Origin of the sequence: Streptomyces albus subsp. albus, from assembly GCF_000719865.1 — a bacterium.
GTDB classification, from domain to species: Bacteria; Actinomycetota; Actinomycetes; order Streptomycetales; family Streptomycetaceae; genus Streptomyces; species Streptomyces albus_E.
Genome location: NZ_JOID01000021.1, coordinates 1 through 13,142, shown reverse-complemented (window position 1 = coordinate 13,142; position 13,142 = coordinate 1). Strand labels below are relative to the sequence as shown.

Sequence of the window (13,142 nt, the reverse complement as noted above, 5' to 3'; positions counted from 1 at the left end):
GAACACCGCGAAGGGCACCGCCGGCATGCCGGACCCCGCACCGGCCACCGGTCAACACGCCGAGCCCGCCGAAGCCTTCGAAGCCGGAGCCGCCGAACCCGGCGCCGTCGGCGGTCCGTTCGTCCTGCGGATCGCGGGACTGCCCGTGGAGGCCCTGCGGGAGCTGCGCTGCCCCGGCAGCCGCCGCTGGGCGGACACCGTGCTGCGGGAGACCGAGCGGCTGCGCGCCGCCGGCGAGGCCGTCGGGGACCGGCTGCACGACCTCGTCGGCGGACACCCGGCCGCGGCGGACGACACCGTGCGCCGCGGGCTGCTGAGGCTGCGCCGCGAGGTCTACAACAACCGGCTGCCCCGGGACGGCGACGCCGCCCTCGCCCTGGTGCGCGGGGTGGACGAGGCCACCGGCGACGCCCTCGCCCGCTGGCTGCGCGACCGGCGCGGGCTGGCGGAGGAGCACACCCGGGGCGCGGCGCTGTTCGCGGAGGAGACCGCGCGCGGCCGGGCCGCGCTGCGCCGGCTCGCGGAGGAGGAGCGGCTGCGCAAGGGTCTGCTGCTGGCCTCCCCCGCCCTGGACGCGCAGCTCGACGGCCATCTGCGGGCGTCGGCCGCCGGCTCCCCGGCCGGCTCCCCCGGCGCTTCCCAGGGCGGTCCGCCCGGCAAGAAGCAGCGGAAGATCGAGCGGTCGCTGCTGTCGTACCTCTACCGGACGGTCTGCAAGACGAGCCCGTTCTCGACCTTCACCGGGATCGCCCTCGGCGAACTGGCCGACGGGGACGGGAGCACCGGCGCGGCCGGCGGCCCGCTCACCGTGTGCGCCGACGCCCCCTGGACGGGCCACGCCCGTCTCAACGTCGTCGCCCTGGGCCGCCTCGCCGAGACCGTGCTCGCCGACCCCGCCCGCCGCGCCGATCTGCCCGTCTCCCCAGCCTCCGGCTGGGGCCGGGAGGAGGACCGGGTGCGCTATGTGCGCCGCTGGGTGACCGAGGGCGACGAGGACACGGCCGTCACCTTCGACGCCGTCAAGGACCGGCTGTTCTTCCTGCGCCGCACCGGCACCCTGGAGCGGCTGCTCGGCCTCTTCGAGGAGCGCGGCACCGTCCGCTACGGCGAGCTGTCGGCCTGGCTGGCCGCCGACCGGGGCGCCCCGGCGGAGGAGTGCGACCGGTATCTGGAGGCGCTGCTGCACCTCGGCATGGTGCAGGTGCCGTGCCTGCGCACGGAGGTGCACGACACCGACCCGCTGCGGGCGTTCCAGCGGTCCCTGCGGGGCCTGGACCGCCTGTGGGCGGCGCGGCTGGCGGACCGGCTCGACGGGCCCGTCTCCCTCGTCGACCGCTTCGCCGCCGCCGGACCCGCCGCGCGCCGGGCCCTCCTCACCGAGCTGCACCGTGAACTGACAGAGATACAGCAGGAGTTGGGGGCCGAGCGGGCCAAGGTGCCGCAGACGGTGCTCTACGAGGACGCGGCGGCGGACCGCACCACCACCCTGGACGCGGCCGCCTGGACGGAGCTGGCCGCCGGGCCGCTGGGCGCGGTGGAGAGGATCCTGCCCGCGTTCGACCTCACCCTGCCGCAGCGGATCACCTTCAAGGGCTTCTTCCTCGCCCGCTTCGGGCAGGGCGGCCGCTGCGACGACCTGCTGAAGCTGGTCCACGACTTCCACGAGGACTTCTTCGACCAGTACATGACCTTCACCGCCGGCCACACCTCCTACGACGCGGACGGCCGCTACGTACCGGAGGTCAACTGGCTGGGGCTGCCGCAGCTGGGGGCCCTGGACACGGCCCGGCAGACCTTCGCCGAGCGGATGCGGGCCCTGTGGGCGGCACGGGACGGGGACGGCGCGGCGGCCGCCGCCGGTGAGATCGTCCTCGACGACGCCCTCATCGACGAGATCGCCTCCGAACTGTCCACAGTGGCACCGGACTTCGCGCCGATGAGCCACCACGTCCAGATCGCCGACCGCCCGGCGGACGCCGGGGGCCCGCTCCTCGTCCTCAACCGCTCCTACGGCGGGCTGTCCTTCCCGTTCAGCCGCTTCACCCACTGCTTCGACGGGCTGGAGCAGCGGCTGCTGCGCGCCGCCGGGGAGATCTGCCCGGAGGGAGCGGTGTTCGCGGAGGTCACCGGCGGCCCGGTGACCAGCAATCTCAATCTGCACGGGCGGCTCACCGAGTACGAGATCGTCTGCCCCGGCGAGACCGGCACCCTGCCGGAGGAGTTCCGGCTCGGCCTGGACGACCTGTCCGTCGAGCACGACGAGGGCGCCGACCGGCTCGTGCTGCGCTCGGCGCGCCTCGGCCGCGAGGTGATCCCGGTCTACCTCGGCTATCTGGTGCCGCTCGCGCTGCCCGAACTGCCGCGCACCCTACTGCTGTTGTCGCCGACGTCCATGGCCCCGCTCAACGTCTGGGGCGGCGTCCCGGAGAGCGAGCCGGTGGCCGGCGTGACCGCCCGGCCCCGGGTGCGGCACGGCCGCGTCGTGCTCAGCCGGCGCAGCTGGAGCGCCCCCGCCTCCGCCCTGCCGGAGCGCCCGCCGGGGCAGCCGGAGGCGGACCGGTTCCTGGACTGGCACCGCTTCCGCCGCGCGCACGGGCTGCCGGACCGGGTGTTCGCCACCGTCTCCGACAGCGGGGCGCGCGGCGCGACCGGCGCCAAGCCGCAGTACCTGGACTTCGACAGCCCGCTGTCCCTGGCGGCCTTCGAGGCGCTGGTGAAGTCCCCGGAGGCGCGGGTGGTGTTCCGGGAGGCGCTGCCCGGCGAGGACGAGCTGCACACCGTCTCCGGGCGGGGCCGCCACGTCGCCGAACTGGCCGTGGAGACGGCCGTCGCCCCCGCCCGAACCCGACCGAGGAGCAGCACCCGATGACGGCCACGACACCCACCACGACGGGGCCCGCCGCCTCCGCTGCCGGTGCCTCCGGGCCCGGCGCCTGGCAGGCGACGCACATCTTCTACGCGGCCAACCCGCGCCCCCTGCTGCTCCAGTGCGTCCGCCCGCTGATGGACGCGCTGGCGGCGGACGGGCTGCTGGCGAACTGGTTCTTCATCAACTACTGGCTGGAGGGCCCGCACGTCCGCCTCCGCGTCAAGCCGTCCTCGCCGGACGCGGCGGAGGAGGTGCGGCGGCGCACCGAGGCGGCCGTCGACACCTTCCTCGCCGAGCGGCCCGCGCTCTACGAGGTGGACTCCGGTTTCCTCAACGACTTCTACAACACCCTCTTCGAGATCGAGTTCCCCGGCGGGGAGCGCGCCCCGTACCTCGACGGCGAGGGCCGGATGCGGCTGCGGCCCAACAACTCCCGGCACGCGGAACCGTATGAGCCGGAGTACGGCAAGTACGGCGGCCCGGCCGGGATCGAGCTGGCCGAGTGGCACTTCCGGCACTCCAGCGAGCTGGTCACCGACGCCTTCCGCACCAAGAACCTGCATCTGCGGACCGTGCTGCTCGGTACCTCGGCGCAGCTGATGATGGTGATGTCCGGCTGCTTCCTCCCCGGCGACCGGGAGCTGGCCGACTACCTCGACAGCTACTACGAGTTCTGGCACCGGGCCTTCCCCGGCACGGGCTTCATCGGCACCGAGGAGTACGACCGCAACTACGCGGCGACGGCGCCCGCCCTGGCCGCGCAGTTCGCGCGGATCCGCGCCGTCGTCACCGGGGGCGGGGCGGGGGCCGCAGCGGCCGGGGCGTCCCCGGCGGGGGACGGCACTCCGCGGCTGCCCGCCTTCCTCGCCGGCTGGGCCGCGCACTGCGCGGAACTCCGCGACCGCGCGATGCGGCTGGCCGCGGACGGCGACCTGGTGTTCCGCTCCTGGGACGGCGAGCGGGACGAACAGGTGACCGACCCGGCCGTGGCGCTGCCGCTGCTGCTCTCCCCGTATATGCACATGACCAATAACCGCCTCCATGTGACGATCCGGGACGAGGCGTACCTCTCGCACGTGCTGGGCCGCTGCCTGCGCGAGTCCCTGCCCGGAACGGCGGAGGCGGGTACGGCCGGGCCGGCCGGGGCGGAAGCGGCCGCTCCGGCGGGTGCCGGGACACCGTCGGGAGCCGGGACGTGACCGCCCCCGCGGCCGTCCCCCGGCGGTACCGGCCCGAGCTGCGGGCCGGGGTGCTGGTCGGCGGCGCCCTGCTGCACGGGCCGGCCACCGTCCATCTGATCAAGAACACCGAGAGCGGCCTGTCCTTCAAGGTCGGGGAGAAGGAGCACTTCCTGATCTCCCGGATGGACGGCTCGCGCAGCCTGGAGGAGCTGGGCGCGGAGTACGCGGCCCGGTACGGGCGGCGGCTGGCCGACGCCAACTGGCGGCAGCTGCTGGGCATGCTGGGCGCCCGGGGCCTGCTGGCCGGGGCGCCCGCAGGGGGCCCCGGTTCCGGGGCGCGGCCGGGCCCGCCCGGCGCGGAGCCCCGCCCGGAGGCCGCCCCGGAGACGCACCCGGAGAGCCCGGAGAGCCGGGCGGCGGCCGGCCCGCAGGCGCCCCCGGGGCGGAAGCTGCTGAGCGGCAGCATCCGGCTCGTCGCCGACGCGGACGCCACCACCGGCCGCCTGCACCGCTCCGTGGGCTTCCTGCTGCGGCCGCTGTGGATGGTGCCGCTGCTGTGCCTGGCCGTCGCCATGGAGGCCGATCTCGCCACCCGTCTCGGCGAACTGGTGCTCGGCGCCAAGGCGTTGTTCCTCAACCCGGTGCTGCTGACAGCCGCCGGCACCCTGCTGTGGCTGAGCACCGCCCTCCACGAGCTGGCCCACGGCGTGGTCGCACGCCACTACGGCAGCCGGGTCTCCGAGATCGGACTGCGCTGGCGGCTCCCCGTGGTGATCATGTACTGCACGGTGGACGACTTCCTCCACCTGGGCGGCGGCCGGGGGCCCCGGATCGCCACCGCCGCCGCCGGCGCGGTGATGAACCTGCTGTTCCTGCTGCCGTTCTGGGCGGTGTGGACGCTGGCCCCGGTGGACGACGCCACCGGGGACGCGCTCGCGGGGCTGCTGTTCCTCGGCAGCGTCCAGGCCCTGGCCATGCTGATCCCCTTCCCGCCCCTCGACGGCTACAAGATCGTCAGCCAGGTGCTGGGCGCCACCGGCCTGGCCGCCTCCAGCAAGGAGTATCTGCGGCTGGCCGTGCGCCGCGACCCGGCCGCGGCGGCCTATCCGCGCCGGGCCAGGGCCGCTTATCTTCTCTACGGTCTGGGCGCCCCGCTCATCCTCGCGGCACTCGCCGCGGCACTCGCCGTTCTCGTCCACTTCCTGCTGACGGCACCGTGAACGCCCCGCCGGGCCGCAGCCGTCCCCCGACCCCCGCGCGGTCCGCCGCCGATCTCGCGGCCTCCGCGCCGGCACCACCCGCGACCCACGCGACCATCGTCACCAAGGAGCACCCCATGTCCCCCAACCCCTCCCCGGACGGCCCGGCCGTCGTCCTCGACGAGGTGCGCAAGACGTACGGCGCCACCCGGGCCGTCGACGGCATCTCGCTCACCGTGGCGCGCGGGGAGTTCTTCGGACTGCTCGGCCCCAACGGCGCGGGCAAGACCACCCTCATCGAGATCATGGAGGGGCAGCGGCGGGCGGACTCCGGCACCGTCACCGTCCTCGGCGAACACCCCTGGCCGCGCAACACGGCACTGCTGCCCAAACTGGGTGTGCAGACGCAGAGTTCGGCGTTCTTCGTCCGGCTGACGGCCCGTGAGCACCTGGAGACGATGGCCGCCCTGTACGGCGTCGGCCGGGATGCCGCCGAACGGGCCCTGGCCGTCGTCGGGCTGACCGACGACGGCGGCACGCGCGTCGACGACCTGTCCGGCGGCCGGCGGCAGCGGCTGGCCATCGCCTCCGCCCTCGTCCACGACCCCGAACTGATCTTCCTGGACGAGCCGACCGCCGCCCTCGACCCGCAGGCGCGCCGCGACCTGTGGCAGGTGCTGCGCGACCTCAAGAGCGCCGGGCGCACCATCGTCTACACCACCCATCACCTCGACGAGGCCGAGGCGCTGTGCGACCGGGTGGCGATCGTCGTCAAGGGGCGGATCAGCGCCCTGGACTCCCCCGGCCGCCTCATCGCCGCGGGCAGCCCCGTCACCCGGCTGGTCGTCCCGGCGGGCCGGCTGACCCCGGAGGCGGCGCGGGCCATCCCCGGCGTCGACCGGGTCGGCGAGGAGGGGGACGCCCTGGTGCTGGAGACGCTGGACTCCGGTCCGGTGCTGGCCGCGATCGCCGAACTCGCCGGGCTCCAGGGGGTGCAGACGCGCACCGCCAGCCTGGAGGACGTCTACCTCGAACTGACCGGCACCGGTACCGGCACCGGCACCCCGCGGCCGTGAACACGCGGCCGTGACACCGCCCCGCCCGCCCGGCACCGCACCGACCGCACCGCCTGGCACCGCACCGGATACGGAGAACACCACCCACATGAGCGCCTACGCCGCCCTGAGCACAGCGGGCTACCGGGCCTACGTCCGCGACAAGACCACCCTCTTCTTCACCTTCGCCTTCCCGCTGCTCTTCCTCGTCGTCTTCGGGCTGATCTTCCACGGCAAGACCGTGGAGGAGAGCGGCAAGCCGTACATCAACTACATCGCCCCCGGCGTGCTGTCCTGGGGCGTCGCCAACGCCGCCGTGTTCGGGGTCGGCTTCGTGCTGATGCAGTGGCGCCGCGACGACATCCTGCGGCTGATCCGGATGACGCCGGCCCGGCTGCCGGCCGTGCTGGGCTCGCGCTATGTGCTGGCCATCGGCATCGGGATCGTGCAGTCGGTGCTGTTCGTCGCGGTGGCGCTGCTGCCGTCCTTCGGGCTGAGCCTGGCGGGCGGCTGGCCGCTCGCGCTGCCCGTACTGGTGCTCGGCATCACGGCGTTCCTGGCGATCGGCGTGATCGTCGGCTCGTACGCCCGGACGCCGGAGGCGGTCGCCGCCGTCGCCAACTGCCTGATGATTCCCATGGCGTTCCTCTCCGGGTCCTTCTTCCCGCTGGACGCCATGCCGGACTGGATGCGCTCGCTGTCGCTGGTACTGCCGCTGCGCTACCTCAACGACGGGGTGTCCGCCGCGCTCACCGGCTCCGGGCCGGCCGGGGACATCGCCACGGCCTGCGCCGTGCTCGCCGGCTTCGCCCTCGTCTTCGGCGCGGTGGCCCTGAAGACCTTCCGCTGGAGCGACCGGACATGACGACGACAGCGCCCCCGGCGCCGGGCGCCCCGGCCGAGCCCCTGGCGACGGGCCGGGACCTGCTGCAGCGGGCCCTCACCGAGCGGTACGAGCGTGACGAGCGCGCGGCACGTGAGGCGCGTGAGGCTCATGGGACCGGGGCACCCGCGGGAGCCCCCGGGCCCGGGCGCCCGCTGCCCGCGCCGCTGGTGGTGCCGCTCGGCGCCGCCGACACCCTCGGCTTCGGCCGGCCGGACCCGTACGGCCTGCTGCGCCCCCGCGCCACCGTGCAGCTCACCGCGCGGGCCGCGCTGATCGGCCCCTGGGGCGGCGGGGAGGGGACGGCCGCCTGCGGGCAGTGCCTGGCCATGCGCTGGCAGCGGCTGCGCAGCCGTTCCGAGCGCGAGGCGCTCGAACTGGGCCACGCGCCGCGCGGCGCCACCGGCTGGCCCGTCCTCACCGGCTACGCCCTCGACGCGGTCTGGTCCGTCTACCGGGCCGTCATGCCAGGCCAGCGCGCCGCCCCGTCGGCGGTGCCGGCCGACCGCGTGCTGCCGCAGGTCACCCGGGTCGATCTGGGCACGCTGGCCACCGCGACGTTCCCGCTGCTGCCGGAACCGCTCTGCCCGGCCTGCGTGCCGCTGCGGCCCGACACGGCGGAGGAAGCCCGGATGGTCCTCGGCCCGGTGCCCAAGCCGGATCCGGACGGCTACCGCTCGCGGTCCCTGGACTCGTATCCGCTGCCGACGTCCGCGCTCGCCAACCCGGTCTGCGGGGCGCTGGGTTCGGACACCTGGATCAATCCGGTCTCCACCACCACCTCACCGGTGGCCGGCACCCACTTCGTGCGCGGCTACGCCGGGCTCAACGACGTCACGTGGAGCGGGCAGGCCGACGCCTACGGCACCAGCCGCCGGCTGGCGTTCCTGGAGGGCCTGGAGCGGTACGCGGGGACGCACCGGCGGCGCGGCACCTCGCCCGTCACCGCCTCGTACCACCGGCTCCTCACCCGCGGCGAGCCGGTCCTGGACCCGGCCGCGTGCGGCTTCTACGCGCCGGAGACCTATGAACGGGACCATCTCGTCAGCCCGTTCGACCCCGACCGGGACATCCCCTGGGTGTGGGGCCACTCGCTGCGCGACGACCGGCCCGTCCTCGTGCCGGCCCGGCTCGCCCACTACAGCGCGGGCGTCGACGCCGACAACTTTGTCTTCGAGTGCTCCAACGGCTGTGCCACCGGCGGCACTCTGGAGGAGGCGATCCTCTACGGGCTGCTGGAGCTCGTCGAACGGGACGCGTTCCTGCTCGCCTGGTACGGGCGGGCCCGGCTGACGGAGATCGACCTCGGCTCCTGCCGGGGCGGCGCCACCCGCACGATGCTCGACCGGGCTGCGCTGCACGGCTACGACGTGCGGGCGTTCGACACCCGGATGGACACCGCGGTGCCCGTGGTGACCGCCCTGGCGGTGCGCCGCGACGGCGGCCTCGGCACGCTCTCCTTCAGCGCCGCCGCGGGCTTCGACCCGGAGGGGACCGTCGACGCGGCGCTGTCGGAGGTGCTGACGTACATCCCGCACCTGCCGTACCAGGTCGCCGAGCGGCGGGCCGAACTGGAGGCGATGGCGCGGGACTACGGCAAGGTGCTGCACCTGAAGGACCACGCCCAGCTCTACGGGCTGCCCGGGATGGCCGCGCACGCCCGGGAGTACCTGGAGCCGGAGGCCGTCGTCCCGCTCGGCGAGGCGTTCCCCGGCTGGCGTGACCTGCGGCCGCGCACCGGCGATCTGCTGGACGATCTGCTGCTGCTCCGCGACGAGCTGGTGCGCGCCGGGCACGACGTCATCGCCGTGGACCAGACGACGCCGGAGCAGCGCGCCATGGGCCTGCACACGGTCGGCACCACCGTCCCCGGGCTGCTGCCGCTGGACTTCGGCTGGACCCGGCAGCGGGCACTGCTGATGCCGAGGCTGCGGAGCGGCTTGCGGGCGGCGGGGCGGCGGGACACCGACCTGGGCGAGGCGGAGATCAAGGCCGTGCCGCACCCGTTCCCGTGAGCGCCGCCCCATGAGGCCCCCCGCCCTCGACCGCGCCCGCGCCGGCACGGCGCACGACGGTATGAAGCAGCCCCCTCCGGTACGGGAGATCCCGCTCCGCAGGGGGCTGCCGGGCCCGTGGCGCCGTGGATCAGGCGCTGCAGGAGGTGGTGGAGGTGGTGGAGGAGCAGGTGGACGTCGAGGAGGAGGACGTCGAACCCGCGAGCACGACCTCGACGGCGTCGGAGTAGTCGGAGATCTCGAAGGTCTCCGACTCCAGCTCCAGGATGTCGTTGGCGAGGGTGGCGAGCTCGTTCTTGGCGTCCATGGTGGTCTCCCTTGGCCTGCCGGGGCCCGCCGGCCGATCCGGCGGCGCTCCCGTGCGCTGGTCCCATTGGAGCGGGGGCCGCTGTCGGATCGGCCCGGCTTCCGCTGTCAGATCGCTGACACCCGGTGAGAGCGGGGGGTGGCACACGTGACGCGACGGGGCCGCACACTGGCCGGACACCGACCGGCGACGGTGGGCCGCCCGGCGGCCGGACGTCCGGCGGCCGGACGTCCGGCTCCCGGCTCGGCACGCGGTTCGGTTCGCGGCTCGGCCGGACGGATGACAGGTACCGCGCGGGGACCCGGGATCGGGCGGCCGTGGCGCCGAGGGCACCGGGGCAACCGGGCCGTCGGAGGCCACCCGGACCGTCCCAGGGCGTCCGGGACGCATCAGCGCCGGAGCACGCGGAGCGCACAGGGGGAACGCGTGGGGGAACGACGCCGTCCGGGGTCACGGTGACGTCCGGGGCGCGCCGTCCGCTGGATGCACAGACGGCACTCCTCCGGAGCGGAGCGTCCGAGCACACCGGGGGACGGACCGGGTACGCGCCCGGTACCGGCATCGTCGCGGCCGCCCGGCCGGCGGCCGCCGGAGGAAGCGGAACGCGGGCGGCGACGGGGGCGAGGGGAGAGAGGTGATCCATTGACCGGGACAGCGCGGGCCGTGCCGGAGAACGGGCCACAAGCCGGGCCGCAACTCGGGCCGCAGGCCGGCCCGCAGGGCGCGTCGCACACCGATCCGCACACCGATCCGCAAGCCGTGCCCGAGGCCGGGCCGCACGCCGCGCAGCGGGAGGCACCGCTCGCCGCGCAGCCGGAGGTGCCGCTCGCCGCACAGCCGGAGGTGCCGCGCGGCATCCTGCGTCCCGCCGTCGAGCTGTACGTCGACCTGCACGCCCACCCCGAGCTCTCCGGCGCCGAGGCCCGCACCGCCGAGCGGTTCGCCGCCGCGCTGGAGCGGCACGGCGCCGAGGTGACGCGCGGTGTCGGCGGGCACGGTGTCGTCGGGGTGCTGGCGAACGGCCCGGGCCCGGTGGTCCTGCTGCGCGCCGAACTCGACGCCCTCCCGGTCACCGAGCGCACCGGTCTGCCGTACGCCAGCACCACCGCGGGCGTGATGCACGCGTGCGGGCACGACCTCCATCTGGCCGCCGCGGCCGGGGCGCTGGCGCTGCTGGCGGGGGCCGGGGACACCTGGCGCGGCACGGTCCTCGTCGTCGGCCAGCCCGCCGAGGAGACCCTGGACGGGGCGCGGGCGATGCTGGCGGACGGCCTGTACGAGCGCTTCGGCACCCCGGACGCGGTCCTCGCCCAGCACACGGCCCCGCTGCCGGCCGGCACCGTCGCCCACGGCCGGGGCGGCCCGCTGATGGCCGGCAGCGCGGCGCTGGACGTGGTGATCCACGGGCGGGGCGGTCACGCGGGCGCGCCCCAGCTCACCGTCGACCCGGTGCTGACGGCCGCCGCCACGGTGCTGCGGCTGCAGTCCGTGGTCGCGCGCGAGACCGCCCCCGCGGAGCAGGTCGTGCTGACGGTTGGTTCGCTGCACGCGGGCGAACGCGGCAACGTCATCCCGGACCGGGCCGAACTGAGCCTGTCGGTACGGGCGTTCGGCGATGCCGCGCTGGACCGGGTGACGGCCGCCGTCGAGCGGATCGTGCGGGCCGAGTGCGCGGCCTCCGGCTGCCCGGAGGAGCCGGAGTTCACCGTCACCTCGCGGTCGCCGGCGCTGCTGCCCGATCCGGGGACCGCGGCCGCCGTGCGCCGGGTCCACGAGGGGCTGTTCGGGCCGCACCGGGTGACGGACTGGCCGCCCGCCACCGCCACCGAGGACTTCCCGCTCTACGGCGCCGCCGGCACCGGGATCCGCACGGCGTACTGGATGCTGGGGGTGACCGGCGCCCGGCAGTGGCGGGCCGCGCGCGAGCGCGCCGTGCCGCCCCCGGCCAACCACGCGCCGGACTTCGCCCCGGATGTGCGGACCGCCCTGCCGGCCGGCATCACGGCGATGGCCGGCGCCGCCCTGCACGTCCTGCGGTCCGCCGAGGAGGAAGCGCGATGACGGACGACGACGCCCCCGGCCGGGACCATCTGCTCGTCACCGTCCGCCGGAACGGCCGGGGAGCCGCGGCGGCGACGACGGTGGTGCGGCTGCTGGGCCTGCTCCCGTCGGACCGGGTCTGCACGGCCGAGCTGGCGCGCGGCGCGATCCGGCTCCGGCTGGAGCTGGACGGCACGGCCGCCGACCGCGCCGCGGCGCACGGCGCCGTCCGGCGGGTCCTCGCCGACCGGGCGCTGGACGGCTGGGCGGCGGAGAGCTGAGCTCCGGTCAGATCCAGCCGCGCTCGCGGGCCAGCAGCGCGGCCTGGGCCCGGCTGGCCGCGCCGAGCGTTTGCAGCAGATCGGCGACGTACCGCCGGTAGGTGCGGACCGAGACGCCCAGTTCCCGCGCCCCCGCCTCGTCCTTCCCGACGGAGCACATCGACACCAGGACCCGCCGCTCGATGTCGGAGAGCGCGGCCCCGTCCTCCTCACCGCCCTCCTCCCCCGGGCCGGTGAACTCCTCGGCCTGCTGCCAGATCTTCTCGAAGAGGGCGACGATGTTGGCGACAAGGCCGCTCTTGCGGGCGAGCAGCGCCCCGCGCGCGGTGTCGGCCGGATCCAGGGGCACCAGGGCGGCCCGCCGGTCGTAGACGAGCATGCGTTCGGTGATGTCGCAGGCCACCCGGATCCTGGCCCCGTGGGCGACCAGCTCCCGCAGATAGTCCGCCGTCGGGGTGTCGTCCAGGGCCCGGCGCAGCACCACGCTGCGGATCGCGACGCCGCGGCGCAGGCAGCGGTGGTCGAGCGGCCGGGAACGGGCGATGTTCTCCGGCGACAGCCGGGTGTACGGTTCCACCGACAAGATCTCGTCGCGGGCGAAGAAGGCCAGGTCGTCGATCCGGTCCCGGATCTGCTCCAGCCCCTCCAGCTGCTCGATGCCCGTACCGGCCTGGGCCCGGGGGCCCTGCTCCGCGCGTAGACCGTCGATGACATGGCGTGACTGCGTGACCTGGCGCAGCTCCTGGTGGAGCGCCCGCAGCCGGATGTCCGTCAGCCGGGCCAGAGCGATCTCCGGGTCCGCAGGGCCGATCAGCCTCTCGCCGCCCATGGGGTGGAGCAGCCCCAGCCCGCGCAGCCGGTCGAGGGAGCGCCGGACGAGTTCGCGCTCGGTGTGGAGCAGGAGGTGGATGTCGTCGGGGGATGTCCCCGGGTTCCGCAGGAAGTGCCGGTAGATCTCCTCCTCCAGAGGAGACACCCCGAACACGGACATCTCGTTTCCAGCCAACTGCGCCCCCATGCCGCCGGTCCACCACCGGCCGTCGCCCACGGCGGGTCGAGCCCATGGCTGCCGGAGTGGTTCGGCACACAGTAAACGGCGGAAGTGACGTCCGTGGAAAGGGATGTGAGCGACCACCGGGCGGAATGCGGGAGCTTGTGGTATTAAGCCCCGGTCATTGACATGGGGTCAATAAGCTTACGGCCCTTCAACACCTCGCACACGCCGCTCGGTTGAGGAAACGGCGGATCCCCCACCGCTTCCCGGCGGGACCACCACACCCCGGCCACACCCCCGCCACACCCTGCCCCACCC

The 13,142-nt window shown here is 75.1% G+C and carries 10 protein-coding genes; 8 read left to right on the top strand and 2 right to left on the bottom strand.

Annotated features, from left to right (window positions below; translation table 11 throughout):
- Nucleotides 1–25: 25 nt before the first annotated feature.
- From IF83_RS0121550 to IF83_RS0121525, 6 genes are all read left to right on the top strand, one after another.
- On the top strand, nucleotides 26–2,869 hold the full coding sequence (locus tag IF83_RS0121550; protein WP_078843724.1) for a lantibiotic dehydratase: 2,844 nt from the start codon (nucleotides 26–28) through the stop codon (nucleotides 2,867–2,869).
- Nucleotides 2,866–4,068, top strand: a complete 1,203-nt coding sequence (locus IF83_RS0121545) for a lantibiotic dehydratase C-terminal domain-containing protein (RefSeq protein ID WP_078843712.1) — start codon at nucleotides 2,866–2,868, stop codon at nucleotides 4,066–4,068. The genes IF83_RS0121550 and IF83_RS0121545 overlap by 4 nt, the downstream gene beginning before the upstream one ends.
- Entirely contained in the window at nucleotides 4,065–5,270 is a 1,206-nt protein-coding gene (locus tag IF83_RS0121540) for a metalloprotease (RefSeq protein WP_030546608.1), read from the top strand. Before IF83_RS0121545 ends, IF83_RS0121540 begins: the two co-directional genes overlap by 4 nt.
- A 116-nt stretch (nucleotides 5,271–5,386) precedes the next feature.
- Complete coding sequence (locus IF83_RS0121535; protein ID WP_030546606.1) at nucleotides 5,387–6,325, top strand: ABC transporter ATP-binding protein; 939 nt, start codon at nucleotides 5,387–5,389, stop codon at nucleotides 6,323–6,325.
- A gap of 88 nt (nucleotides 6,326–6,413) precedes the next feature.
- Nucleotides 6,414–7,169 carry an ABC transporter permease gene (locus IF83_RS0121530; protein ID WP_030546604.1) on the top strand — a complete coding sequence of 252 codons (756 nt, stop codon included), beginning with the start codon at nucleotides 6,414–6,416 and terminating at the stop codon, nucleotides 7,167–7,169.
- Nucleotides 7,166–9,202, top strand: a complete 2,037-nt coding sequence (locus IF83_RS0121525) for a TOMM precursor leader peptide-binding protein (protein WP_030546601.1) — start codon at nucleotides 7,166–7,168, stop codon at nucleotides 9,200–9,202. Before IF83_RS0121530 ends, IF83_RS0121525 begins: the two co-directional genes overlap by 4 nt.
- 130 nt (nucleotides 9,203–9,332) lie before the next feature.
- On the opposite strand, the gene IF83_RS0121520 is transcribed toward IF83_RS0121525, so the two are convergent.
- Nucleotides 9,333–9,509: a thiazolylpeptide-type bacteriocin gene (locus IF83_RS0121520; RefSeq protein ID WP_030546599.1), complete on the bottom strand. Its 177-nt coding sequence runs from the start codon at nucleotides 9,507–9,509 to the stop codon at nucleotides 9,333–9,335.
- 819 nt (nucleotides 9,510–10,328) lie between these two features.
- On the opposite strand from IF83_RS0121520, the gene IF83_RS0121515 reads away from it, so the two are divergent.
- Nucleotides 10,329–11,570: an amidohydrolase gene (locus IF83_RS0121515; protein ID WP_030546597.1), complete on the top strand. Its 1,242-nt coding sequence runs from the start codon at nucleotides 10,329–10,331 to the stop codon at nucleotides 11,568–11,570.
- Nucleotides 11,567–11,830: a hypothetical protein gene (locus IF83_RS0121510; RefSeq protein ID WP_030546595.1), complete on the top strand. Its 264-nt coding sequence runs from the start codon at nucleotides 11,567–11,569 to the stop codon at nucleotides 11,828–11,830. The genes IF83_RS0121515 and IF83_RS0121510 overlap by 4 nt, the downstream gene beginning before the upstream one ends.
- Nucleotides 11,831–11,837: 7 nt before the next feature.
- On the opposite strand, the gene IF83_RS0121505 is transcribed toward IF83_RS0121510, so the two are convergent.
- Nucleotides 11,838–12,836 (bottom strand): helix-turn-helix domain-containing protein, encoded by a 999-nt coding sequence (locus tag IF83_RS0121505; protein WP_244177158.1) that lies wholly within the window; start codon nucleotides 12,834–12,836, stop codon nucleotides 11,838–11,840.
- Nucleotides 12,837–13,142: the final 306 nt, after the last annotated feature.

Coding starts and splice junctions, on each gene's coding strand:
- IF83_RS0121510 (WP_030546595.1), top strand. CDS start 11,567: ATGACGGACGACGACGCCCCCGGCCGGGACCATCTGCTCGTCACCGTC.
- IF83_RS0121535 (WP_030546606.1), top strand. CDS start 5,387: ATGTCCCCCAACCCCTCCCCGGACGGCCCGGCCGTCGTCCTCGACGAG.
- IF83_RS0121545 (WP_078843712.1), top strand. CDS start 2,866: ATGACGGCCACGACACCCACCACGACGGGGCCCGCCGCCTCCGCTGCC.
- IF83_RS0121525 (WP_030546601.1), top strand. CDS start 7,166: ATGACGACGACAGCGCCCCCGGCGCCGGGCGCCCCGGCCGAGCCCCTG.
- IF83_RS0121550 (WP_078843724.1), top strand. CDS start 26: ATGCCGGACCCCGCACCGGCCACCGGTCAACACGCCGAGCCCGCCGAA.
- IF83_RS0121520 (WP_030546599.1), bottom strand. CDS start 9,509: ATGGACGCCAAGAACGAGCTCGCCACCCTCGCCAACGACATCCTGGAG.
- IF83_RS0121530 (WP_030546604.1), top strand. CDS start 6,414: ATGAGCGCCTACGCCGCCCTGAGCACAGCGGGCTACCGGGCCTACGTC.